At 46.7% G+C, this 24,945-nt stretch carries 24 protein-coding genes; 12 read left to right on the top strand and 12 right to left on the bottom strand.

All coding sequences use genetic code 11. The features are described from left to right. Positions 1 to 3: 3 nt before the first annotated feature. A complete protein-coding gene (locus tag L9P36_RS15065) occupies positions 4 to 1,131 on the top strand; it encodes an ABC transporter ATP-binding protein (RefSeq protein ID WP_237468384.1) in 1,128 nt (375 codons plus the stop codon). 148 nt (positions 1,132 to 1,279) lie between these two features. On the opposite strand, the gene L9P36_RS15060 is transcribed toward L9P36_RS15065, so the two are convergent. Continuing rightward, complete coding sequence (locus L9P36_RS15060; protein ID WP_237468382.1) at positions 1,280 to 2,881, bottom strand: long-chain fatty acid--CoA ligase; 1,602 nt, start codon at positions 2,879 to 2,881, stop codon at positions 1,280 to 1,282. A 440-nt stretch (positions 2,882 to 3,321) separates the two neighbouring features. On the opposite strand from L9P36_RS15060, the gene L9P36_RS15055 reads away from it, so the two are divergent. Then, positions 3,322 to 3,876: a DUF4274 domain-containing protein gene (locus L9P36_RS15055; RefSeq protein WP_237468380.1), complete on the top strand. Its 555-nt coding sequence runs from the start codon at positions 3,322 to 3,324 to the stop codon at positions 3,874 to 3,876. Positions 3,877 to 3,935: 59 nt separating this feature from the next. On the opposite strand, the gene katG is transcribed toward L9P36_RS15055, so the two are convergent. From katG to L9P36_RS15035, 4 genes are all read right to left on the bottom strand, one after another. After that, positions 3,936 to 6,119 (bottom strand): catalase/peroxidase HPI, encoded by a 2,184-nt coding sequence (gene katG, locus L9P36_RS15050; RefSeq protein WP_237468379.1) that lies wholly within the window; start codon positions 6,117 to 6,119, stop codon positions 3,936 to 3,938. 105 nt (positions 6,120 to 6,224) lie between these two features. Continuing rightward, positions 6,225 to 6,458, bottom strand: a complete 234-nt coding sequence (locus tag L9P36_RS15045; RefSeq protein ID WP_237468377.1) for a hypothetical protein — start codon at positions 6,456 to 6,458, stop codon at positions 6,225 to 6,227. Between the two features lie 245 nt (positions 6,459 to 6,703). After that, positions 6,704 to 7,354, bottom strand: coding sequence for an AcfA family outer membrane beta-barrel protein (locus L9P36_RS15040; protein ID WP_237468375.1), 651 nt, complete (start codon positions 7,352 to 7,354; stop codon positions 6,704 to 6,706). A gap of 439 nt (positions 7,355 to 7,793) precedes the next feature. Then, positions 7,794 to 8,327, bottom strand: a complete 534-nt coding sequence (locus L9P36_RS15035; protein WP_237468373.1) for a cysteine hydrolase family protein — start codon at positions 8,325 to 8,327, stop codon at positions 7,794 to 7,796. Positions 8,328 to 8,628: 301 nt separating this feature from the next. Here L9P36_RS15035 and rlmC point away from each other — a divergent pair, with 301 nt between their 5' ends. Then, positions 8,629 to 9,798, top strand: a complete 1,170-nt coding sequence (gene rlmC, locus L9P36_RS15030; RefSeq protein WP_290368716.1) for a 23S rRNA (uracil(747)-C(5))-methyltransferase RlmC — start codon at positions 8,629 to 8,631, stop codon at positions 9,796 to 9,798. A gap of 215 nt (positions 9,799 to 10,013) precedes the next feature. Beyond that, complete coding sequence (locus L9P36_RS15025) at positions 10,014 to 10,502, top strand: GNAT family N-acetyltransferase (protein ID WP_237468369.1); 489 nt, start codon at positions 10,014 to 10,016, stop codon at positions 10,500 to 10,502. A gap of 104 nt (positions 10,503 to 10,606) precedes the next feature. Here the strand turns inward: L9P36_RS15025 and L9P36_RS15020 are convergent, their stop codons facing one another. From L9P36_RS15020 to L9P36_RS15000, 5 genes are all read right to left on the bottom strand, one after another. Then, entirely contained in the window at positions 10,607 to 11,692 is a 1,086-nt protein-coding gene (locus tag L9P36_RS15020; protein WP_237468368.1) for a linear amide C-N hydrolase, read from the bottom strand. Positions 11,693 to 11,924: 232 nt separating this feature from the next. Beyond that, positions 11,925 to 12,449, bottom strand: coding sequence for a 2TM domain-containing protein (locus L9P36_RS15015; RefSeq protein WP_237468366.1), 525 nt, complete (start codon positions 12,447 to 12,449; stop codon positions 11,925 to 11,927). Positions 12,450 to 12,745: 296 nt separating this feature from the next. Continuing rightward, complete coding sequence (locus tag L9P36_RS15010) at positions 12,746 to 13,786, bottom strand: GMP reductase (RefSeq protein WP_237468364.1); 1,041 nt, start codon at positions 13,784 to 13,786, stop codon at positions 12,746 to 12,748. Positions 13,787 to 13,993: 207 nt separating this feature from the next. Beyond that, entirely contained in the window at positions 13,994 to 14,953 is a 960-nt protein-coding gene (locus tag L9P36_RS15005) for a tyrosine-type recombinase/integrase (protein ID WP_237468363.1), read from the bottom strand. Between the two features lie 177 nt (positions 14,954 to 15,130). Beyond that, complete coding sequence (locus L9P36_RS15000) at positions 15,131 to 16,777, bottom strand: methyl-accepting chemotaxis protein (protein WP_237468362.1); 1,647 nt, start codon at positions 16,775 to 16,777, stop codon at positions 15,131 to 15,133. A gap of 187 nt (positions 16,778 to 16,964) precedes the next feature. Between L9P36_RS15000 and L9P36_RS14995 the strand changes: the two genes are divergently transcribed. Further along, on the top strand, positions 16,965 to 17,354 hold the full coding sequence (locus L9P36_RS14995; RefSeq protein ID WP_237468360.1) for a DUF3319 domain-containing protein: 390 nt from the start codon (positions 16,965 to 16,967) through the stop codon (positions 17,352 to 17,354). Positions 17,355 to 17,509: 155 nt separating this feature from the next. Further along, positions 17,510 to 18,712, top strand: coding sequence for an enoyl-ACP reductase FabV (gene fabV, locus L9P36_RS14990; RefSeq protein WP_237468359.1), 1,203 nt, complete (start codon positions 17,510 to 17,512; stop codon positions 18,710 to 18,712). Between the two features lie 73 nt (positions 18,713 to 18,785). On the opposite strand, the gene L9P36_RS14985 is transcribed toward fabV, so the two are convergent. Further along, on the bottom strand, positions 18,786 to 19,334 hold the full coding sequence (locus tag L9P36_RS14985) for a class I SAM-dependent methyltransferase (RefSeq protein ID WP_237468357.1): 549 nt from the start codon (positions 19,332 to 19,334) through the stop codon (positions 18,786 to 18,788). A gap of 371 nt (positions 19,335 to 19,705) precedes the next feature. Beyond that, positions 19,706 to 20,053: a DUF3693 domain-containing protein gene (locus tag L9P36_RS14980; protein WP_237468355.1), complete on the bottom strand. Its 348-nt coding sequence runs from the start codon at positions 20,051 to 20,053 to the stop codon at positions 19,706 to 19,708. A gap of 114 nt (positions 20,054 to 20,167) precedes the next feature. Here L9P36_RS14980 and L9P36_RS14975 point away from each other — a divergent pair, with 114 nt between their 5' ends. The 6 genes from L9P36_RS14975 to L9P36_RS14950 all read left to right on the top strand — a co-directional run bounded on the left by L9P36_RS14975 (position 20,168) and on the right by L9P36_RS14950 (position 24,938). Continuing rightward, a complete protein-coding gene (locus tag L9P36_RS14975) occupies positions 20,168 to 20,455 on the top strand; it encodes a 3'-5' exonuclease (protein ID WP_237468353.1) in 288 nt (95 codons plus the stop codon). Then, positions 20,452 to 22,542, top strand: a complete 2,091-nt coding sequence (locus L9P36_RS14970; protein ID WP_237468351.1) for a replication endonuclease — start codon at positions 20,452 to 20,454, stop codon at positions 22,540 to 22,542. Before L9P36_RS14975 ends, L9P36_RS14970 begins: the two co-directional genes overlap by 4 nt. Before the next feature lie 40 nt (positions 22,543 to 22,582). Next, positions 22,583 to 22,900, top strand: a complete 318-nt coding sequence (locus L9P36_RS14965) for a hypothetical protein (RefSeq protein ID WP_237468349.1) — start codon at positions 22,583 to 22,585, stop codon at positions 22,898 to 22,900. A gap of 3 nt (positions 22,901 to 22,903) precedes the next feature. Then, positions 22,904 to 23,104: a hypothetical protein gene (locus tag L9P36_RS14960; RefSeq protein WP_237468347.1), complete on the top strand. Its 201-nt coding sequence runs from the start codon at positions 22,904 to 22,906 to the stop codon at positions 23,102 to 23,104. A gap of 25 nt (positions 23,105 to 23,129) precedes the next feature. Continuing rightward, positions 23,130 to 23,333 (top strand): major capsid protein, encoded by a 204-nt coding sequence (locus L9P36_RS14955; RefSeq protein ID WP_237468345.1) that lies wholly within the window; start codon positions 23,130 to 23,132, stop codon positions 23,331 to 23,333. A 195-nt stretch (positions 23,334 to 23,528) separates the two neighbouring features. Beyond that, positions 23,529 to 24,938, top strand: coding sequence for a virulence factor TspB C-terminal domain-related protein (locus L9P36_RS14950; RefSeq protein ID WP_237468343.1), 1,410 nt, complete (start codon positions 23,529 to 23,531; stop codon positions 24,936 to 24,938). The last annotated feature ends 7 nt before the right edge of the window (positions 24,939 to 24,945 follow it).

The raw sequence follows: 24,945 nt of genomic DNA, 5'->3' as shown, positions 1-24,945 counted from the left end.
ATCATGGCAGAAGTCATTCTAAAAAAGGTTGAAAAGATCTACCCAAATGGCTTTAAAGCAGTTCATGGGATTGATTTGAATATCCATGAAGGTGAATTTATGGTGTTCGTTGGCCCATCAGGCTGCGCAAAATCGACAACGCTACGGATGATTGCTGGATTAGAAGACATTAGTGAGGGTGATGTTTTTATCGGTGATAAGCGAGTCAATGATCTGCCGCCAAAAGAGCGCGGTATTTCAATGGTATTTCAGAACTACGCGCTTTATCCCCATATGTCGGTTTATGAGAATATGGCGTTTAGCTTGAAGCAGCAAAAATTGCCAAAAACAGAAATCGACAAGCGTATTTCTGAAGCTGCAAAAACACTAGAAATCGAGCACCTACTGCATCATAAACCCGCAGAGATGTCCGGCGGTCAGCGTCAGCGCGTTGCGTTAGGCCGCGCCATGGTTAGAAAGCCCGATGTGTTCTTATTTGATGAGCCGTTATCGAATTTAGATGCAAAACTTCGCGTTTCCACACGGGTCAGTATCGCTCAGCTGCACAATGATCTAAAAGCTGAAGGGCAGAATGCAACCATGATTTATGTGACGCACGATCAGGTTGAGGCAATGACGCTGGGCGATCGCATCTGTGTGCTGAATAAAGGTGAAATCATGCAAGTGGACACACCCATGAACCTATATCACTATCCAGCCAATAAATTTGTCGCTGGGTTTATTGGCTCGCCGGCAATGAATATCATCAAAACACAAATCGTTGAGCGTCGCGGTATCATGCACGTTGTCAGCGAAGATAATACTTGCTGGGAGCTACCGCAAAATAAACAACAACTAGCACGTAAACGGGTCAATGAGTGGGTCTGGTTTGGTTTGCGCCCAGAGCATATCAAGATAGCACTGGTTGATGAGCCGCATGCATCGACCAATACACAACAACACCGAATCAATGTTGTGGAGTCTATGGGCAATGAGCAATATCTCTACTTTCATATCGGGAAAAATAAGATGGTAGCGCGATTACCTTTTGACGCCGATAGGATGGTCGAAAGCGGTGATTTGATTTCCCTTCATTTTAAAACGAAGCATTGTCATCTCTTCCATTTAGAAACCGAAGCTGTCATCGCTTAAGTCCTATAAACAAATAGTCCGGTGGCAAAACCATCGGACTATTTATCGGACTAATTGTTCATGTTTCTATTTCGTCACATGGCTATCGTCACATGTCTATCGATTTGTCGTCAGCTGAGTGCAAATCAGATTCGACCCCATGAATTTATTACAGATGAAGCCGGCGTAGCTCTTTTTTATCGACTTTGCCGACGCTGGTTTTGGCGATGCTATCAACCAGTTTGATTTTCATCAGCAGGGCTTCGCGGGCCAGAATACCTTTGGAGATAAACTCTTTGGCAAAGCTCACCAGCTCTTTTTCGCTGACTTGCGCGTCTTCTTTGAGCGTCACAAGTGCAAGCGGTACTTCGCCCCATTTGTTGTGTGGCATGCCAATTACAGCGACTTCTGACACGGCGCAGTGTTGATGCAAAATATCTTCAAGTTCGAGTGAGCTGACCCATTCGCCTGAGATTTTAATCATGTCTTTGACGCGATCGGTGATCTTAATAAAGCCGTCGCTGTCGATGGTTGCCACATCACCTGTGTGTAAATAACCGCCGCGCCACAGCGCTTTTGAGTTCTTGTTGTCTTTGTAGTAGTTGGGGGTTAACCACGGCGCGCGAACCACAATTTCACCGCTGGTTTCACCATCATGCGGCAGCTTATTCATCTCTTCATCGATAATATACGCCTCGACCATGGCCACTTTTTTACCCGTTTTTGAGCGGTACTCGGACTGTTGGTCATTGTCGAGTTCAAGATAGTCCGGTGAGAGCTGTACAATCGAAAGAATCGGGCCAGTTTCACTCATGCCGTAACCTGCAAATACATCAATATCGCGCTCAAGGGCTGATTTACACAGCGCTTTTGGAAGCGCGGCGCCGCCGATCACCACTTTCCAGCGAGAAAAGTCGATGTCTTTTGATTTTGGCGAGCTCAAAAGTAGATGCAAAATCGTTGGTACGCAGTGCGAGAAGGTCACGTTCTCTTGCTCAATAAGATTGAGTAAGACGTCTGGGACATATTTGCCGGGGTAGACCTGTTTTACACCGAGCATGGTTGCCATGTAGGGCAGGCCCCAGGCATGCACGTGAAACATTGGGGTGATTGGCATATAGATATCGCCTTGATGTAAACGCCCCTGCGATTCATTGGTACCAATGGTGCTCAAAATGCCTAGGGTATGGAGTACCAACTGGCGGTGGGTAAAATAAACCCCTTTGGGCATGCCTGTGGTGCCCGTGGTATAGAAGGTGGTGGCGACGGTGTTTTCATCAAAGTCTGGGAATCGAAATTCGGTGCTTTGATTTTCGAGCAGCTGCTCATATTCACAACCTTCACCATCGCGCAGGACGACATAGTTGGTGATGGTATCGATGCGACCTTTGATCTGATCAAGGATTGGCAAAAATTCTTCATGAATTAAGAGAATGTCATCTTCCGCATGATCGATGGTAAAGAGAATCTGCTCGGGCGAAAGGCGCACATTGATCATATGGAGTTTGGCGCCAATCATGGGAATGGCAAAGTAACATTCAAGATAACGGTGCGAGTCGTAATCCATTACAGCAACGGTATCGCCTTTTTTAACGCCCATTTGGGTCAGTGCATTGGCAAATTGTTTGACGCGCTGATGAAAGGTTTTGTAGCTGTGGCGGCGGTGGTTGGCGTAAACAATTTCTTGCTCGGGATTAAATGCCACTGGAGAAAAAAGCAGATTTTTGATCAGTAACTGGTAGTTCGACGGCTCGTTGACATATTGATTCATGTTGATGCTTCGTTATCTTTTTGTATTGATTTGTTATTTAGCTCAATCTTTGATTGATGAGCTTATCATTATTTTAGAGTGATATATTCTGCTGTGTACAGCAATTCACTTGAATTCCAATTGTTAAGCCAATCGTAAAGGGCGCTGCTGATTTCAGTCCTATTCATCATGAAAAGCTTGTTTGTGCTTGATTTCTAAAGATGGGCTTTGCTTTGACACTTTGTTTTAGCCGATTGCGGTGTAAACAAATGCGCGCAATGTCCCAATGGTATTGTTGATATGTCATTGATAAGCGTGATTAAAATTCAGGCGTTTTTAGGGGCTATTGATGTGTGAACATATTTGGCCGCAATAAAAGTTGCCAAATTTTGCTTAAGGATCACTAGCTAAACGGCTTGAGTTGATGACTCAAAATCTGGTTAAAGAAGACGACAAAGAACATGGCTAAAAAATTAAACAATGCGCAAAAGCTGCGCGCGTCAATCTGCTTTGAATGTGGTTGTATACCAAGCCAAACAGCATGGCAGCGGATGTGTGAAGCTAAAGGTGAGGATTATGACGATGTTCGCTATATGGCCGATCAAATGAATATTGACGATGATGCTGTAGTGACGATTGAGTGCTTACAAAGCAAAGAGGAATTGCATGTCGTGGCTGATCATTATAATTGGGATGACAATGCATTGCCGTCGCTGCAAGCCATGATTGATCATCCTTTGTGCGATGCGGGCACGGCATTATTGCTGTTTTGGAAAGGCGAGGGCTATCGCGCGTTATCTCCCAATCCTGGGTACGCTAGCGCTGAAATCATCACTTTTTTTAAAACGCTTTATCAGCGCTTTTGTCACCAAGAATTTAATAGCTACAGTATTGCCTTTGATCCCTATGAAGAAGGGTATGTGCCCACATTAGAGGAGAGCATTGCGCAGGCATATTTTATACCGGGCGTATTCTTTTGCCCCTATAGCCGTATGTTTGTGCAAGATTGCCTGTAATAAAAAGCCCGCAAAAGCGGGCTTTGTTTTAACTGAAATGTCCCTTTGGACGTATGTTGTTACGCGATATCAAAACGGTCTGCATTCATCACTTTGGTCCATGCGGCAACAAAGTCTTTGACGAATTTTTCTTGGTTATCGTTTTGTGCGTAAACCTCAGCGTATGCACGCAAGATGGAGTTTGAACCAAACACCAAGTCCACACGGGTTGCGGTGAATTTCACGTTACCCGTTGCGCGAGATACGATGTCGTATGAGTTACGGCCTGTTGGTTTCCAGCTGTAGTTCATATCGGTCAAGTTCACGAAGAAGTCATTGGTCAGTGCGCCAACGCGATCGGTGAACACACCGTGTAGGCTGTTGCCATAGTTCGCACCCATCACACGCATACCGCCAAGGAGTACTGTCATTTCTGGTGCAGTTAAACCAAGCAATTGAGCGCGATCTAGCATCAACTCTTCAGGGGCAGATGCATAGTGCTGTTTTTGCCAGTTACGGAAACCGTCAGCCACAGGCTCAAGAACCGCAAATGATTCAACATCGGTTTGTTCTTCGCTGGCATCGCCGCGACCTGGTGCAAATGGCACTTCGATATCAAAACCAGCTGCTTTCGCCGCTTGTTCAATGCCTAGGTTACCAGCAAGCACAATCACATCAGCAACGCTAATATCAAACTCTTCAGCAATTGGGGTCAGTACATTGAGTACGCGAGCAAGACGCTCAGGCTCGTTGCCTTGCCATTGGTTTTGCGGTGCAAGGCGGATACGCGCGCCGTTAGCACCACCGCGCTTGTCTGAATTGCGGAAAGTACGGGCACTATCCCATGCAGTGCTCACCATCTCTTGAATGCTAAGGTTAGCGGCTTCAATTTTTGCTTTAACAGCTTGCACATTGTAAAGGCTGTTGCCTGCTGGGATTGGATCTTGCCAAATCAAATCACCGGCTGGTACATCTGGACCGATGTAGCGTGCTTTTGGTCCCATATCGCGGTGGGTAAGTTTGAACCATGCGCGAGCAAAGGTTTGTGAGAAGTATTCTGGGTCGTTATAGAATTTCTCAGAGATCACGCGGTAATCTGGGTCAACTTTCAGCGCCATATCGGCATCGGTCATCATTGGGTTGTGGCGAATGCTGGCATCTTCCACATCAACCGGTTTGTTCTCTTCTTTGATCTCAACCGGTTCCCATTGCCATGCACCGGCTGGGCTCTTGGTCAGTTCCCACTCGTGGTTCAGTAGCATTTCAAAGAAGCCATTGTCCCATTGGGTTGGATTGCTGGTCCACGCACCTTCAATGCCGCTGGTGACAGTGTCACGGCCAATGCTACGTGTGGTGTTGTTTTGCCAACCGAAGCCTTGCTCAGCAATATCTGCGCCTTCTGGTGCATCGCCAAGATTGGCGGCATCACCATTACCGTGCGCTTTACCAATGGTGTGGCCACCTGCGGTAAGGGCAACGGTTTCTTCGTCATCCATCCCCATACGAGCAAAGGTCACACGCATATCTTGCGCAGTTTTTAGTGGATCTGGGTTGCCATCGACGCCTTCAGGGTTGACGTAAATAAGGCCCATCATGACCGCTGCCAATGGATCTTCAAGATCGCGCTCTTCGCTATTCGCGCTGTAGCGGCTGTTTTCAGTGTCGCTTGATGCTAGCCACTCTTTTTCAGAGCCCCAGTACACATCTTTTTCTGGATGCCAGATATCTTCACGACCAAAGCCGAAACCATAAGATGGTAGACCCATTGACTCATAAGCCATGGTACCGGCAAGAACAATCAAATCAGCCCAGCTAATTTTGTTGCCGTATTTTTGTTTGATTGGCCAAAGTAGGCGACGTGCTTTGTCTAGGTTGGCGTTATCAGGCCAAGAGTTCAGCGGCGCAAAACGTTGGTTACCCGTGCTCGCGCCACCGCGACCATCACCAATACGGTATGAACCTGCTGAGTGCCATGCCATACGTACCATCAAGCCGCCATAGTGACCCCAGTCTGCTGGCCACCATTCTTGGCTGTTGGTCATCAGCTCTTTAACATCATTTTTTAGCGCTGCCACATCCAAAGACTTCACAGCTTCGCGATAGTCGAAGTCTGCGCCCATTGGGTTGGTTTTGTGATCGTGCTGAGAAAGAATGTCGAGGTTGAGGGCATTTGGCCACCAAGCAACGTTTGAGTTTTGCGATGAAGTCATGCCGCCGTGCATCACAGGGCATTTACCGCTCATATTTTGGTTTTCTTTAGTCATTGTGATATCCCATTCCCCATTTAGGGGATGCAGTGCGAAAAAACAGGCGGCGCTCAATATGATGTTGATAAATTTTGGAAAAATCCGCCTGCGCTTAATAGGTGATTAAAACTGAATCAGGTAGTCCTGCTCATGAGACCAACTTGGGAATTGGTCGCTGTCGCAAAGCCATGCTTTGGTTTGCTTGTTATGGCTGCTTAGAAAAGGCTGACAACGCGGGTCGTTTTCTAACAGGGTCATGAGCTCTGCTTCATCGCGGCTTTTGGTCGAGATGATTTTGAACTCGACGCTTTCTTGGCAATGATTGAATAAGGCAATGCGATAGGTATGAATCAACATAAGGATTGTCTCTCTTTGGGCTTGCAGTGAAGATAACAACGTCAAACACGTGCAACAATCCGGCTGTACCTATCCATTTGATAGCAAAAAACTATGAAACTGATTGCCTTGAAAGCTGTGCGCTTTGAAAAAACTGATTGAAACCCAGTGTGAAAACCCTAGGGGAGAGAAAGGCAGCCAATGGCTGCCTTGATTGCATACGCTTGGTGAAAATATTTCCAGAATGAAGAACGGTTAAGAAGACCCTAGAACTGATAGCGGGTCGCGAGATTGATTGCGGTGACCTGCGCAAAGCTATCGGCCTGATATTGCACATCACCACCGACAAACCATTGCGGCATAAGTTGATACGCAACGCCCACAGAAACAAGGCCGCCAAACTGATTGTGATCCTTGCTTTGATGCTCAAGACGGTTATTGATTTCAATATCATCATTGGTGATGAGTTCAAGCTCGTTATCCAATGATTGCGAGGCTTGATACTGGGTGTAGGTTAGTCCGGCTTTGATCTGTCCTTGCCATTTTTCACTGAGCTGATAGCGCCAGACCGGAGCCAAATAAACCTGTTTGGCATCGACGGAGGCATCCCACTCTTTACTGTGGTAGTAATCTTTACCGCCTTGATTGACGGTGCCTAAATTCGCAGTGTGGCTATCATCAAGATCATATTGGCGATAGCCCAACTCAATGGCCCAACTTGGGGATAAGGTATAGCCGGCAAATAGGCTGGCGATGCCATCTTCTAAGTTTGGATCCAGCTTTGAGCTTGGCTGTTCATTAAATCGAATATTTTGATCTTGCTGTGCATAGCCAAGGGCATAGCCGACACCAACATAGGGTGCGGCAAATGTTGGGAATGCGCACAGCGCAAGCGCGTAAAGGGGGATTGTTTTCATCATTGTTCGTTTCATGATGTTTCTTCTTACTGCTTTTCCTTACGAATAAGGTTGGATTAAAAGAAAACCATTCGCTCAGTTAAAAATCTGAGCGGACTGATAGCTATATTTCGCTCTTTTGATTTGAACTACAAATTAATTCAGCGTGTTGAATACGCGAACTTAGTTTGTTTTTTCAATCTATCTAATTAATAAATAAGAAAATGAATAGCAATCTTCAGTTTTGATAGGCGATAAATTAATGAAGGGGGAGAACGTATCAATAACTGGACAGAAAAACGCCACACACGCCATTTCAGGGATGGCGTGTATGGCTTGAGTGAAAAAGCGGGAATAAAAATACGGTGAAGTTTGCGCTCAGTTGTTGGTGATTGCTGAGCTGATGTTGGCTGTTTTGTTGTTATTTACGCTGTTTATTTACGTCTATATAGACGATTGCCTAAGCCAATGCCTGCACCGACGGCAACAGTGGAATACGCGGCGAAAGGGCATGCAGCGCAATTAAATGCAGCATTTCATTGACCGTAGTGGTGCAATCGGCAAGCACGGATACTTGATACTTTTCAGCAGATTTGGATAGCGCTGTATGCGTGACGCAGTTTTGCGTCATCATGCCGCACAAATAGAGCGTTTCAATATCATGGGCTTGCAGTATGTCATTGAGATTAGTTTGCTCAAAACTATCAGCAAAATGCTTCACTACCACAGGGCTATTAGGCGCGGCTGCAATTATATGCGGATGGATTTGCGCGCCAAGGCTGCCCTCATTAAAAAAGGGTGCCAGACCCATAGCGGGATCCGCAATATGCTGAATATGAACTATCAGCATGCCTTTTGCGCTTGCCTGCCCAATAGCGCGTTTTATGTTTTCAAGGATTTGGGCGGTATTCCATAGCGGAAATTTGCCTTCAGGAAAGTAGTCATGTTGTAGATCGATCACTAAAAGTGCTTGGCGGTTGGTCGGGGTCGGCATAAAAGCTCCTTTTGCGATAGGTGATAGACAGCGCCTGATGACACAGTATGTTCGTGCCAGCTTGAGGCGATTTAGTTTGTGGATGTGTAGTCTCTTTGATTGCGGCTTTGCTAGCGCCATGTATTGAGAGCAGCCATGCATTGAGCTGATATGCTAAGTATATGCAGGGAATCATCCGCTGCGGGTGTTTATCGTCGTTATCACTTGGACTGTCTTTCGACGAACCTTCCGCGGCAGGCGGTATCCATTATTTGTTAGCGCGCCTTAGGCGGCAGTGGTAGAATGCGCCGCCCTTAATTTGCTGCAACGCAGCACCAGTAAGACTCAATTCATGCACTGCTCATTATCAGAACAAGGTTTATGTCGCTCTTGCCCGCTTGCTGCGATGCCTTATGCCCAACAAGTCGCGCAAAAGGATAGTGCGCTTCGCCAATTGCTTGCGCCTTTTTCGCCGCAGCAATGGCTTGAACCTATCCAAAGCCCGACCACAGGCTTTCGCAATAAAGCAAAAATGGTGGTGCATGGCGCAGCGCATGCGCCTTGTTTAGGTGCAGCTGCCATGGATGCCAATGGTCAGCCGCTGAGCTTAACGCACTGCGCCCTTTACTCTGAAAGCATGCAAACCGTGCTTGCGCAACTTGAAGCGTGGATTCGAAAAGCAGGGATCCCGCCCTATAATCTGGCAAAGAAAAAAGGCGAGCTAAAGTTTGTGCTGCTTAGCGAAAACTTAGCTGGTGGCACTATGATGCTGCGTTTGGTGCTGCGCAGTGAAGATGCCATTGCGCGTATTGAGCGTGCCTTGCCACTGTTAAAAGAGATGTGTCCCGCCATTGCGGTAGTGACCGCCAATATTCAGCCGGTGCATATGGCGCGTTTGGAAGGCGAGAAAGAGATATATCTTACTGAGCAAACGCATCTGCTGGAGTATTTCAATGACGTGCCGCTGGTGGTGCGTCCCAAAAGTTTTTTTCAAACCAATGGCGTAGTTGCCGAGCAGCTTTATGCCACAGCGCGAGAATGGGTTCGTGCGATCAATCCAAGTGACATGTGGGATCTCTTTTGTGGGGTAGGTGGATTTGCGTTGCATTGCGCCAGTGAAACCACCAAGGTCACTGGCATTGAGATTGAACCTGAAGCCATCGCCAGTGCCAAACGCTCAGCACAAATGATGGGTCTTGAGGGTTTGTCATTTGCAGCCCTTGATTCTACGGGTTTTTCGATGCAGCACGATAGTGCGCCAGAATTGGTCTTGGTGAATCCGCCGCGTCGCGGGTTAGGTGCGCCGCTTTGCCAACAGTTGAGCCACTTTGCGCCGCAGCACATCATTTACTCTAGCTGTAATCCGCAGACACTTGCAGAAGATTTGTCCCGCCTTGATGGTTACGTTGTCACTAAGGTGCAATGGTTTGATATGTTCCCACATACTGAGCATGCCGAGGTGATGGTGCTGCTCACCCATCAGCCTCAATAACGGGTATCAATGTGTTGAGTTGTCACTCTTCAATCAAAAAGCGCTTCGGCGCTTTTTTACTCTCTGTGGGTTCTTTTTTGCTCTGTGCGGGCCAATCAATTTTCTTTGCTTGAATTGCGCTAAATAGCGTTTCTTTCAGCTCCGTTGCCTTGATTTGATTGGGCCGGCGTATCAGCGCTAAACTCTATTGATAAATAGATGATTAAAGGTGCGCTATGCAAATTATCAAAGTCACCCAAGAGCGGCTCGTAATCTACCATAACCTTGCGCAGGCCTATGAAGCTGAATTTTCAAAGATCATGCAAAAAAAGCCGGATGCAGCGGGGCGCTTTCCTCTAGATACCGAGCTTGGCGGTGATGTCACAGGCTACCTGCTTTATCATGAGGGTGTGCCTGCGGGTTTGACCGCCATTGCGCAGGAGGCTGTTGGACATTTTGAGGTGTGCGATTTTTATATCGTCCCTTATTTTCGACAAAATCAGCTCGGCAAACAGTTTATTCAGCAGATTTTTGCATCCTTGCAAGGTGCATGGGAGATCAAGCAAGTGGCAGGGGCCGATCACGCGGTACGCTTTTGGCGCGAGGTGATTGGCGATTATACCCAGCAAAATTATCGGGAAGACCAATACCAAGATCCCAAATGGGGTTGGGTGACACGCCAGCAGTTTTCCCATGAGTCCTTATTGAAAACAGACGAAGCCTAAAATTCGCTGTGATGATATAGAGCCGCTGAGCAGTTGTGAGCCGCTCATATAGTCCGTAACAAAAAAGACGTGCATTGCACGTCTTTTTGTTGGTTAGCCATGGGCTATTTTGGTGTGACATCCATGGTATGGAATCGATGATCATCAAGTGGATAGGTCTTTTCACGTGACTGATGAAAATCGATTTTATGCAGATTGATGGACTTAATACGATTATCAAACATAGTGGTGTAGTACAGCATGCCATGCGTTTGATCGATGACTGAGGTCCATTGGGTGGCGCTGGGTAAATTTGGAATATGGGCTTTGTTGTTAAACTCGCTACCGATGGGAATATCAAAGTTATTCAGGATATGAAATGCCTGTGATACAGCCGCTTTTGCCGTAGGCAATTTGGGTGCGGAATTGACATAGAACGCTGCGCGCACAAAGCGAGACGGTGGGGTGATATCACCTGGTAGTCCCAAAGCGCCAGAGCCAACGCCAAAGGAGAATGTATTCACACCATTGATACTTTGGTTTTGCGCGATACCTGGGGTGAGGTTAACGTAATTATTTAGGTTGGTGAGCTGCCATGGATAATCTGGCGCATTGGTGAGGACTTTGGCGACATTGTCATAGAAATGAATTTGCCCGCCATGGGTGATCTCAATGATCACGCTATGTCCCTGTTTGTCTGACACGCGCCAGTGCGCTGTGGGGGATGGATTGCCTTTCTTATCGATATAAACATTGACGATTTTAATGCTATTGAGCGCTGATTTGACTTCATCGACCGTTGCATATTGGCTAAGCATCCAACGGACAAAGTCCATATCCGTGATGTTGTTGGCGCTGTCTTTTGGATCAAATTTGGCTAAATCGCCATAGTTTTTAAAATAGAAAAGCCCAGCGGACAAGCCTTGTTCATTGACCCCTTCTGCAATAAATCGATCGTCACTGACTGAAATACCCACAAAGCCATATTTAGATTGCCAGCTTAATCCTTGCTTTTGATTTGGCAGGGTACTGGCATAGCGATAGTTGCGAGGGGAGATAACTAATTTGCTATTGAGATTATTTTCGCCCCATTCAATGGTGCGGGCTTGAATATAGTCGTTGTCGGTGGTGTTTAATGAAATGCCGGTACACGCATTGGCTGAATAAGCAAAGCAGGAGGCAAGGAGCGCTGCCAAGAGTTTTGTCTTCATGGGTCACTCAGAATTTGAAATGGTCTTTCGACTTTACGCCGATTTATCATTTAGGGTAGCGGTGATTGAGGGTGATCGAAAATAATAGACAAGCGCAAATGTAATGATTATTTGACATCTATTCTGCACTTCTTTTGATCTGACTTTCCTTACTTTCACTGGCAGCATCATAAAGTAAGGAAAGCGAAGGAAGGACAATTCAGCAATCCTATTCAAGGCAAAACGACACTGTCTAAAGCTTACGTTTCAGCCGTTTTTCAACTTGTTTCTTTTCCCATTCGTCACCGAAAAAATCGAAGATTCGGTAGGTGCTGATGCCATAACAGACAATTCCAATACCCCAACCTAAGGCTGGCCATACGACCCATAAATAACTAGGGTCTGTGATTAAATTTATGATTAAAAGGAGTGTCATCACGGCAAGATAACAGAGCACTTTAGCGTAAAACTTTTTAAGCTTTCGCACTTCCTCGCGCATTTCTAGTTCTTCTTTACTGGCACTACGATCAGTGTCGTGACGAGTTTCATTTGTGTGCTTCGGTGTCGTCGTATCGTTATTTATGTAATGGTGCATGGCAATCTCCTGCTGTAATTGCTCAACGTCAATTTCGAAAACAGCAGCTAGTGCATTGCATGTATCTAATCCAGGCTTTTCGCCGCGTTCAATGCGCTGAATGGTACGGACGCTAACATCACAAAATGTCGCGAGTTGATCCTGCGACCAACCGCGCTGCAATCGAAGTTTACGTATGAGCATTTTCTTTCCCTGTGTGATTTGCACTTACCATAAGCAATTCGCGCGCTGTCGGTAACGACAGTAACCCGACAAATAGGCGACAGTCCGTTGGAACGGCGCTGGATAGTATAAATTATCACTCGATTTAGGTATTTGATGTTCGCAACAAGTTGTGCGTTAGTCGTCGGCTACGCTGAATGCTAGAAGAGGTTTGCTCGTGTTTTCGGTGTGAAGTGCACAGCCAACTATCCATTAATGAGTGACGCATTGAGAAAAGGGAGCAGCGAGCTCCCTTTTGTTATCGTGGTCTAACCGAATTACTCGCGACCAAAAACTTGGTTTTCTTGCTCTTGTACGCGGATAAAGGTGGTGCGTTTGGTCAGCTCTTTGAGCTGTGCTGCGCCCACATAGGTACAGGTTGAGCGTACGCCGCCAAGGATATCTTGCACGCTGAGTTCAACAGGACCACGGAAAGGTAGTAGCACGGTTTTACCTTCAGCTGCGCGGTATTGGGCAACGCCGCCTGAGTGTTTGTCCATGGCTGATTGTGATGACATGCCGTAGAATTTCATCCAGAGTTTGCCATCTTTTTCGATGACTTCGCCGCCGCTTTCTTCATGGCCTGCCAGCATGCCGCCAAGCATCACGAAATCAGCGCCGCCGCCAAATGCTTTAGCCACATCGCCTGGGCAAGTACAGCCGCCATCACCGATGATGCGACCACCTAGACCATGAGCGGCATCTGCGCATTCAATAATGGCTGAAAGCTGCGGATAACCGACGCCAGTTTTAACGCGCGTGGTACACACAGAGCCAGGGCCGATACCCACTTTGACGATATCTGCGCCAGCAAGGATCAGCTCTTCAACCATATCACCAGTAACAACGTTACCAGCACTGATCACTTTGTCTGGGAAGGCGGCGCGTACGCGTTGCACATATTGTACTAAATGCTCAGAGTAGCCGTTGGCGATATCGATGCAGATAAACAGAAGATCTGGGTTCAGTGCCAAAATCGCTTTGGTTTTTTCAAAATCAGCATCCGATGTGCCAGTTGACACCATTACATAGGGGCAGGCTTCTGGATGGGCGGTCACAAAAGATTGCCATTGTTCGACGGTGTAGTGTTTGTGGATTGCAGTCAGCATCTGGTGTTTCGCCAAAGCTAAAGCCATGTCAAAACTGCCCACGGAGTCCATGTTGGCGGCAATGACAGGCACGCCAGACCATTGACGACCACTATGCTTGAATGTAAACTCGCGGGTTAATTCCACTTGGGACCGGCTTTTTAGGGTTGAGCGTTTTGGGCGAAACAGCACATCTTTAAAACCGAGTTTTAAGTCTTGTTCAATACGCATCTCTTTTCCTTAACGTATTTTGGACACAAAAAAAACGGGGCGCTTTTTGGGGCGTCCCGTTTTTCATTATTCTAGTGCGCGAAAACGTTTTCGCAAGACTGCATTTTCAATTTTTTTTGTGATACTTTTAGTCAGAAAGCATCCTTGAAAACCGCCTTGTCCAAATATTTATCCACTCAATCCCACTTAACAAGTGAAATCTTTCGCTTAATTCAAGTCCTTTTGTCGCTTAAATTTCGCTTTTTCACGCTCACTTTTCACTTTTTTACCCAAATATTGCGCGGGCATTGCTGCGCTCTTCCAACGTCCAATTTTCTGGATCTGATCGAGATTTAAGCCTGTTTTAGCCAGTGCTTGGGTGGCACCAACGCGCGAAGATTGCCCTGAAAATGGATTTTTGTGATCAAAGCCCAGTAGCTGACTCGCGCGGCGAAACACGCGATAAATGGAGGAGTGATCCATGGGGCTTTGCGCCACATTGCTATGCCTGTCGATGCTACGAAAGAGCAGGCCATCACTGATACCGGCTAAGGCGAGCCAGTACTCGAGTTGCGCTCTGGTTTCTTGGGTGAGGGGCAAATAGTGCTGATCAATTTCAATAAACAAGGTGCCGTCGTCATCTTCAGCCAAATTGGCGCAGGTGAGTTCGCAAAGCTCGCTTCTTTTCAGCAGCGTTTCAAACATTACCGCCCAAATCGCCAAATCGCGCTGATCTTTAACCAGTTCGCTTTCGCCTAATTGTCGATAGAGCGCTTTGAGGTGCTTGGCGTGAAAAGGGCGCGCCTGTGTTGCGTCATCTTTTTTGTCGCCACGCAGTGATTGCAGGGTGTAGTGAACTTCGCGATGTGCCACAGGGTCGATTTGCCCTAAGTATCGATGTACGCGGGCGATGGTTAAGCTGTAGCGCCGCAGTGAAGCAAACTTACGCGCTTGGCTCATCTGCAGCAGAAATAGTTTTACGGTATTGGGCTCCGCAGGAAGCGGACAGCGCGAATTGAGCTGGCAATATTCGACAAAGTGATTCCAATCCTTGCGCATCGCTAGCAAAGAATTTTTGGCATATTCACCCTGCGTGAGGGTTTGCAGCGGTGCTAAATCCTCAAGAGGCCGGGTAAATAGTGCGAATAAAGCTGGGCTGTCTGTGGTGATCTGTACTTGTTTTGCCATCGCGTATATCACTCATTCATTAACTCTAATGCACTATAACTAACTTGTTTGGATGAGTCATTAATAGTTCTTCAATACAACAATCAGATTTGCGACTAAACACTGTTTAGTAGACACAAAAAACGCCTCAAAAGAGGCGTTCATTGTGTCTGTGCATCTGACAATATTACTGACAGTTTAAACCTTAAACTGCGACATCAACTGATCCAGCTCACCGCTTTCATTGGCCAGTGATTGACAAGCGCTTTGCGCATTTTGAATATGCGCTAAGGTCTGGTTACAGCTATCTACAATGGATTGAATATTGCGGTTCAAATCCGTGGTGACATGATTTTGCTCATTGGCCGCAGTTGCCATGTGATCGTTCATTTCATTAATCACGGCAATCGCGGTATTCATCGCTTCTAGTGAAGTATTGGTTTGCTGCGCATGCTCCACAGTGCGATTACCCACACTTGAGCTGGTTTGCATCGCGCTGACTGATTGCTTCGCGGTGCTTTGCAGCTGCTCAATCATATGCTGAATTTCACCCGTACTTGCTTGTGTTTTACTTGCAAGTGAACGTACTTCATCCGCAACCACAGCAAAGCCACGACCTTGTTCACCCGCGCGCGCAGCTTCAATAGCAGCGTTGAGGGCAAGTAGGTTGGTTTGCTCAGCAATGCCACGGATCACATCAAGAATCGAGGCAATGCTTTCCACATTTTGCTCAAGTGTGCTGACAATATCGCTTGAGTTTTGAATCTCTGCCACAAGCTGAGTCATCGCGCCCATGGCATCGTTCAGCGTCGCTTGTACGTGGTCAGCTTGGGTGTAGATATCTTGCGTCGCTACCGATGCATCATTGGCATTTTCACTCACCGTATGTGTGGTTGCACTAAGCTCGTTAATCGCCGTAGCGATTTGATCACTTTGATCTTGCTGTGACTGACTTGCACTGAGGATTTGACGATTTAGCGCCGTTAACTCTTCAGCGCCAGTACGAACACGATGCGATGCTGCAATCACGCGACTCACCGTGTTGTGGATTTTGTCGGCAAAGGTGTTAAATGCGCCGCCTAATTTGGCAATTTCATCATTACCAAGTACTTCAACGCGTGAGGTGAGGTCGCCATCACCCGCAGCAATCTCTTGCAAGGTACCGGTTAAGCGATGCATTGGGTTGAGTAGCATTTTCACTAGCACCCAAGTCATGGCAGCAGAAAGTAGAATCACCACAAGCGTTCCCCAAAGGAGCATTTGGTTGGTGCGGGCGGCATGCGCTTCTACTTTATCGGTCATCGCGGCGCGATTTTTCTCAATTGCTTTGCGAATCACTTTAAGCTGTTCACGAATCGCTTCAAAAGTCGTTTCGAGTGCAATTTCGTTCTGGCGATAATAATCAGCGGCCTGCGCTGGATTTTTCACCATAAATTCGTAACGGTCACGCCAACTTTTCAGTTCACGTGCGAGTAAGTCGACTTCTGGACGTAGTGACCCATCTAAAAATCCACTATCAATTAGTTTGTATACAGTCGCGACGCGTGGACCGGCTTTATCTGCATTATCATAAAAATTAAAGGTATGCAGCTTGATGCCTTCCTCGTTTTCTGCGCTGGCAAGCGCAAGCCCCATGCCGGCATTCATTAGCTGATACATATCGCGGTAGGCATCTTCTAAATCATCTAACACTGGTTGCACATGTTCGCGTAAAATAGTGTTAGTTTTCGCTTGTTCGTTGGCAACAAAAAAGACCTGCGAGATAAGAAGAGAAAATGCGAGTACGATAATCGTAACAGGGAATGCGAGCTTATACTTAAAGCTGACTTGGTTTAACCAATTCATATGAGCCTCTTGAGATATAGTTATTATAAAAAGTTAGACATTGCTAACCTCTTTAAGATAACGGCGTTTCGTATATTTTATTGATAGAAAAAACAGTAAAGTGCGAACTCGATCATGGATGTGAATGTAAGTGATGAAATGTAAATAAAATAATTAAATCAAAAAGATAAAAAACATTGGTATGCCCATGAAAATGAGAAGTACGCTATACCGCGGTTACCTTGTTGAGCGCCTTTCTGAAGATGCGCCCACATGGCGAGCCCGTTTAAACAACCGTGTCATAACTGGGCGTTTGACACAGATTAAAAGCTGCATCGACTGGTGGGTTGAGCTCAATATTTTCGTCGAGCCCAATGTGGTCGAGGGGAAAGAGAAACCGACTGAGCGAGCGCAAAGCTTGGAAGAGCGTCATAATGGTTTTGTCATCAAAAATGACAGTGGGGCGCCGTCAGATTGGTATTTATACGTACGTGGACGCGTGATTAAAGGCAAGCTGGCTTTAATCAAACAGCTACTTGACCAAAAAAACATACATGCCGATGCCAGCGCATCCGCACAGAGCGATAAAAAGCGTTAGGGATTTGCGACTGGCTATGAAAATTTAAGCGAAAAGTGGCAAAAGGATCGCTAAACAGCTCCAACCACTCGCTTTTTTCTAGAAAAAGAGTCGCCAAGGTCGAATGAACCTTTTATCCTACGGCCAATGTTATTTAAGACTAAGAACCCAAAATTATGATCATCAAACCTCGTATTCGTGGCTTTATCTGCACAACGACTCATCCTGTGGGCTGTGAACACAATGTTCGCGAACAAATTGATTACACTCTCGCCAAAGGCAAAATCGCTAATGCGCCGAAACGTGTGTTGGTGATCGGCTCTTCAAGCGGCTACGGCTTGGCATCACGCATTACCGCAGCATTTGCTGGTGATGCAGCAACCATTGGCGTGTTCTTTGAAAAATCAGGGACTGAGAAAAAACCTGGTACGGCTGGTTTTTACAATGCTGCGGCTTTTGACAAGCTAGCGCACGAAGCTGGCCTTTATGCAAAAAGTCTTAATGGTGACGCTTTCTCGCATGATGCAAAAGCAAAAACCATCGAATTGATTAAAGAAGATCTCGGTCAAATCGACATGGTGGTTTACTCACTCGCTTCTCCAGTGCGTAAGATGCCAGAATCTGGCGAACTCATTCGCTCAAGCCTAAAACCAATTGGCCAAACCTACACATCAACTGCGGTTGATACCAATAAAGACACCATTATCGAAGCCAGCATTGAGCCAGCGACAGCGCAAGAAATTGCAGATACTGTCACTGTGATGGGCGGCCAAGATTGGGAACTTTGGATCAATGCACTGGCTGATGCTGGCGTACTGGCAGAAGGTTGTCGCACTGTCGCTTACAGCTATATCGGTACTGAGCTCACTTGGCCAATCTACTGGGATGGCGCGCTTGGTAAAGCAAAAATGGACTTGGATCGCGCAGCAGAAGAGCTCAACACTCGTCTTTCTGCCATCGGCGGCGGCGCAAATGTCGCAGTACTGAAAAGTGTTGTAACGCAAGCAAGTTCAGCAATCCCTGTGATGCCACTTTATATCGCCATGGTCTTTAAGAAAATGCGCGAAGAGGGCGTTCACGAAGGTTGTATCGAGCAAGCATATCGCATGTTTGCAGAGCGTTTGTACAAAGCTGATGGCTCTGCAGCAGAAGTGGATGAGAAAAACCGTCTTCGCCTCGATGATTGGGAACTGCGTGATGATATTCAGCAGCATTGCCGCGATCTATGGCCGCAAATCACCGATGAAAATCTTAAATCATTGACTGATTATGAAAACTACAAAGCTGAATTTATCAAACTCTTCGGTTTTGGTATCGACGGTATTGATTACGACGCCGATGTGAATCCAGAAGTTGCGTTTGATTTCATTGATTTCTAATGACGACAGCACAGCTACGCAAAAAGCCACCTTCGGGTGGCTTTTTCATTGATGCGGAATGGATGCGAAAAGGTTAGCGCGTAAATTGCAAAATATAATGGTCGGGGCAAGTTATGCGATCAAAATGCGTGATTCTAAAACCTGCATGCTCAACTTCTTCGCAAGCTTGTTCTGGGCTCACTCTGGCATGACTTCCCTTAAAATCGACAATCATATAACGCGCATTTTCCATGGATTGCGCTTTTAGCGCAGTAAGAAAAGTAGGGCGCTGATGCACAAAGCGATAGGTATTGGCGATAAAAATCACATTGGCATCATCAGGCAGGTGTGGATTTTCGTCGGTTGAAAGGATAGGAACCACCTCAGCCATTGTCTCAGCGGCATCGAATCGATTTTGAAGATAAGTCACCATGTTCGGCTCGCGGTCAATGGCATAGACCTTATGGGCTTGCTCAGAAAAAAGCTGACTAAAATAACCCGTGCCAGCACCAATATCAGCAATGATGTCAGAATGACACAGTGATAGCTGTTCTAAAATAGCAGAGGTGTTTTGCCATTCTTGGCGATTGTCTGCATCAAATATTAATGTAAGGCGCTCTGGCTCTGCGAAACTAATTCCCATATAACCCTCGTTGACGATATTCAAATACGCAATTCCAACGTATTTTTCTTTCATGATTTATGTCGATAGCCATAAAGAGCATGAAACATGCCAAATATTAATTCATTGAATTTAAAGGATTAAAGCAGAAAACCATTGCTAGTTTGATGTTTAAAAAACATCGAGCCATGTCAATTTGACATCTTATGTTCGTTGTATCATCAGCTGAGCACGATGCGCGCCTCGAGCAAAGATGAGATATGACGAATATAAAGTGGCAATTATCTATTTTATGGTAAATAATCGGTTAAATAGAAAATCTGGTAATGCGCTGAAAAACCAAAAGAAAAGGGAGAACAACTAGGTTCTCCCTTATTCATAGAATACTTAATTTAACATAATCTATGTAATGCGAACTCAATATAGGTCAGGGTGCCAGCGCCAAAAACTACCGCGAGCGCTTGTAATCCTTGGCTATTCCACTTTTTTGCAATGCTTTCCCATAGCCCTTTGATGTGCGGGTTATCGTTACGATCAGCATGACAACCGAGCAACGCAAGCTGTGGGTCAATGCCTGCACCATCAGCAAGAAAAAGTGCCTCAGAATCAGAGATATAGCGTTTACCTTTGCGCATTTCACTAACTCGAGATGCATCTACGTTCAAATCATGTGCGATTTGCTTGTCTTGTATGTAGTTTTGAGCCTTTTTGTAGGCATCTAACAGCTTACTTTGGTACATGAAAGCCTCCTGTTTTTTCTGATTTTAGCGGATTGATTGCGAATTTTCGCATCTTGTAATTGCGGAAATCCGCATCTAGGATTGCGAATATTCGCATTTCATCAAGGCACTCTCATGAACATTTACCTCGACACTGAAACCACAGGTTTAGACGACAATGCTGAAATCATTGAAATCAGCATTATTTCAGAATCTGGCCATGTTCTTTTAGACACCTTGGTGAAACCTTCTCAGACTGTATCCGCTGAGGCCACTGCAATTCATGGTATCACTGATGCAGATTTGGTGGGCGCCCCTACGTGGCCTGAGATTAAGATCGCGTTTTTTATATCCTTGAGCAATCCAATAATTACTCGCCGCGTTCATCTTGCAATGCAAGCGTATATGGAACAATCCAAATGAGCCAGCTCACCCAATGCATCGATTCAGCCACTGGCCAAAGCTATTCGGCTCATTTCGTGCCAGCGCTAAATGCTCACGCAGTTCTAAGCAAAGCTGAGTATCAAGCGGCCATTGCCCACACTGGCAACGCTTATGATGAATTGGGTCTTGGTGGTTTTGCTGACCACCACATGTCGGATTCTTTCCGCAACTGCTCACTAAGCGCATCGCAGCAACGCTCTGATGCACTCAATGACCAGATTAATGGCATCACGCTATCAAACAATCACAAAACACGCCTAACCAATTGGCGTAAAAATCTCTATTCGCTCACGCGTCGCTGTCGTGACTTTGGCCCTCATATGGTTTCAGCATTTGAGAGCATCGCTGAGCGCCAAGGTTTCCATGCTGCGATGCGGCAAATTCAAGATGCGCACGACCGCCTACGCGAAAACAACTTGAACTATACGCTTGATGCCCATGAGATTCGTGATTTAGCCAAGGCAAAAGCACGCGCACATCGCCTGGCAACGGCTCGCATTCCAGATGTTCAAGCCAAGTTCCTCAAGGTGCAGTCACTTCTTGCTGACCTTGGTTTGTCATTTCCAACCCCACAAAATGACATACCACTTGAGCCGCTTATCAATAGAGCTTGCTGCGAAGATTGGCTGCGCCGCCAAATTCGCCGCGTTTACTTGGCTCGCGTTGAGTCGGTTGCCCGTGACCTTCAACTGATTAACAAAGCACAGTCCCCCTACTGCTCGGCGTTCGGCCTTGAGCAAATCAAGGCGCGCTCAGTCGATTCTGAGCGCGCTCTCACCAACACTGTGCTTTACAAAGAAGATGACCCATCCACTTGGTTCACGCTTTATGAACTGGCGGCCAAGTCCGTTTCCAATCCAACCATTCGCCGCGCCGAAATGTTTGTACGCCTGCGCGCCTTTGAAGAAATCGCCAAAGAGTCAGGCCATGTTGCGATGTTTTATACCGTGACCGCGCCAAGTCGCTTTCATGTTTACCGTGGCGATGATGTAAACCCCAATTGGCTCGAAGCAGGTAAACCATCCGTGCTGGATACGCATGAGCATTTGATGGGCGTTCATAAGAACTTTGGCCGTGAGCTAAGCAAGCTGGATATCAAAATCTATGGCATGCGTATCGTTGAGCCGCACCATGACGGCACACCGCATCATCACATGCTTTATTTCATGCGCGCCGAGCATCAAAAGACAGTGACAAGTCTGCTTCGCCGTTATGCCTTGCAAGACAGCCCAACGGAAAAAGGCGCTCGCAAGTATCGCTTCAAATCAGTGCGAATCGATTTCAAACGCAAACGCGGCTCAGCCGTTGGCTATGTCGCCAAGTACCTGAGTAAGAACATCGACGGCGCACACATTGAAAGTGACCGTGTCACAGATAAAAGCGGTAAAGATGCAGCAGCATCTGTGGTGGCTTTTGCGCGTCTCAATGGCATTCGCCAGTTTCAATTTATTGGTGGTCCCAGCATCACCGCATGGCGCGAGCTTCGCCGCTTTCGCAATGAATTCAAAGAGGATGACGCGTTGCTCATTCAAAACGGATTTACCAAAGAAGAACACTTTGCACTTGAGACCGTTCGCCGCGCCGCTGATGAGGGTGATTTCAAAACCTTTGTGATGGCCTGTGGTGGCGTATTTGTCAGCCGCAAAGATATTGCTGCGCGCCCTCTTTACTTCAAGCGCCTCGACCTTGACGGCCTTGTTCGTCAAACCCGTTATGGCGATGAGATGGCCGCGCAAATCGTCGGTATCACCATGCTTGGTAAACGTCTCCCTACGCGCTTTGCCAACTGGAAATTTGCCAACAAGAAAGCCTTCATCCGTGGCGTTCGCGCCATCATGGGCGGTGTAAAAACTGTCTTTGAAACCCTTGAAGAAGAATTGGAATACCACTTGATGCAGCAAGAAGAATTCGAGCGCATGCAAGATGAAATCGCTTTTCTATTAGATGTTCCAGCCATGAAGCCAGCTTGGATGTATTCCGGTGAAATCTATGGTGCGCCTCCCGAATTCTGGGGAGACCCGCTTTGCGGGTCCCCAGAATCGGGAGCCTTGGACTTGTGTCAATAACTCCCCTTATGAACCCCGAACATAGCAAAGGAACTGAAAGATGATCGTACAAGCACAAATTGCAGACATTGATGACATTCAACAGCGCACATTCACCAATCGTGACAACGGTGAAATCACGGTTAGTGGTGAACTGAACTTGCTGACCACCAAGCCCTCGCAGGTTGTGAAAGTCAAAGTATCCGCTGAGCTTTGGCAAGAAGCCCAAAACGGCAAAGCCTTTGAAAGCATGCTGGGTAAACAACAAGATTTTTGCCTTGCTACCCGTGACTACAGCTTTGTTGATGGTCGTGGCCAGCACCAATCAGGCACCAACATCACCCTGTTTAAATTGCCTGAAATCAAGGCCAAGGCTTAACCCATGCCAGCCCAATTTGTTCAAACGTGTATCGGTGAAATTGCCAACGGCCAATGCCAAGGCGAGCTCATTTGGATGACGCTTGAACAAGCCAAAGGTTATATGACGCTCGAAGACTTCAATGCAGTGAAGTACCCCGTCATAGAACTATTCGTCACGGCGTTCATTTTTCGCATCCTGCTCAAATGGGTGCCGTGGTCTTAACCTGAAATGTAAAAGGAAATACGTTATGAAAAACTTCAAAAAAGTAGTGAAATTTGGTGCAGCTTCTCTGGCTGTAGTTGGTGGTCACGCAATGGCTGCGGCAACTGATGCAACCACCGCGCTTGCTGGTGTTGATGCAGGCCAAGCCGATATTACATCGATTGGCTGGGCTATGGTCGGCTTGTGTATTGTCGTCGCCGTGTTCCGCTACATGAAACGCGCTGCGTAATGGAGAACGCCGCCAAGCCTTCACTTGGCGGCGTTACCTTTTATGACTCTCGATACCTTCATCATCATCGTCATTGTAATTTCATTTTTCATCATGTTTACGTGAGGGCTGGATGCTATGCGTAAGCTTATTTTTTTATTCTTTTTTACTTTTTCATGTTCGTCATTTTCTGCCGAATGGAGTGGTCCATTTAGTGTGACTTATTACAATCACAATAATGTGGCTTGTGATGTTGAGTCGTTAACTCAAGAGGCTTATACATATAATCCTGAATATGCCAAACCGCCATATCACATTGAAGCGCTGGCAAATGCAGCTACGCCACCCGATGGCTACGGAGGAAGAACATATTGTGTTCAGGGTGAGGATAATAGCGGCCGTTTGGTTGTTATAAAACGTTGGACATATTATAGCAACTGTCCTGAAGGCCAAGAGCCTGTTTATCCATCGACAGAATGTAGCGGTGAAAACCCCGACCCAAATCCCGACCCTGACAAACCGAATCCAGAGGCATGCAAGGCGTTAGCAGGGACAAGTGCTGGCGGCCGCTTTTGGCCAAATACAGGATCTATTCCTGATTTATGTGTCGCGGGTTGTGAGGTTGTTCCTAGTGGTGGCTTGTGGGACACACCGGATACAGCTGGTTCTTATGATTCAAAATATACAGGTGCTACGTGTCAAAGTACGCCAACACCTCCAACGCCATCACCAGACCCTGACCCACTGCCTGACCCTGACAAGCCTGCGCCTACGCCTGACCCAGACACGCCAGAGACAGGAACGCCACCATCGCCAGATGTTGACCCTGATAAGCCATCTGGTGAGGATTCCACTTCAACAGATATCATCAATACCATTCTTGGGCTCAATCGCGATATCAATGAAGCGCTGAATGCGCTGCATAAAGATTTCAATGCAAATGCTAAAAAGAGTTTGGATGCGCAGCATAAAAATAATGATTTAACCGAAACAACCAATGACCTGCTGCATGACCAAATGAAACAGGCAAAAGGTATTTCAGACCGTGAAACATCACTGTCAGTCGCCCAGCATGACCGTATGCATGGCGCTGTTGTGGATGGCGCGGTGACGGTAGCGAATGCAGTAAGCCAACAAGGTGATGCCATTACTGCGGCTATCGATAGCCTTGGCGATAAGATTGACGGCGGCACTGAGCCACCTTCTGGTGGTGGTTCATCTGGCTCTTGTGATGTTGAGTTTTCATGTGATTCAGAAGAAGACCCTGTAGCCTGCGCTCAACTCAAACTCATGTATGAAAATTCCTGTATTTCACCTGAGCTAGCGGCTTTGCGCGGAAGCATTGACGCCATGCTTGAAAGTACGCCTTATGACCAAATTGATGGCGAGGCCATGGGTGAAGAGCATGACCTTTCCAATCTTGACCCCAAGTATTTAAACGGCGCTGGTGTAAAGCTTGGCGCTGGCGGTTGTCCTGCGCCGAAAACGATTGGCCTTTCTGGCGCGTCATACACCATTGATTACGCCCCTGTTTGTCATATCGCGACAAGCATCCGCCCTATTTTCATCCTGATATTTGGTTGGCTGCCGGCAATTTTGATTGTTGGCCGCGCCGTAACTGCATAAGGACTTA

Source organism: Vibrio stylophorae (genome assembly GCF_921293875.1).
Taxonomy (GTDB): domain Bacteria; phylum Pseudomonadota; class Gammaproteobacteria; order Enterobacterales; family Vibrionaceae; genus Vibrio_A; species Vibrio_A stylophorae.
This window is presented reverse-complemented; position numbering and strand designations above follow the sequence as displayed.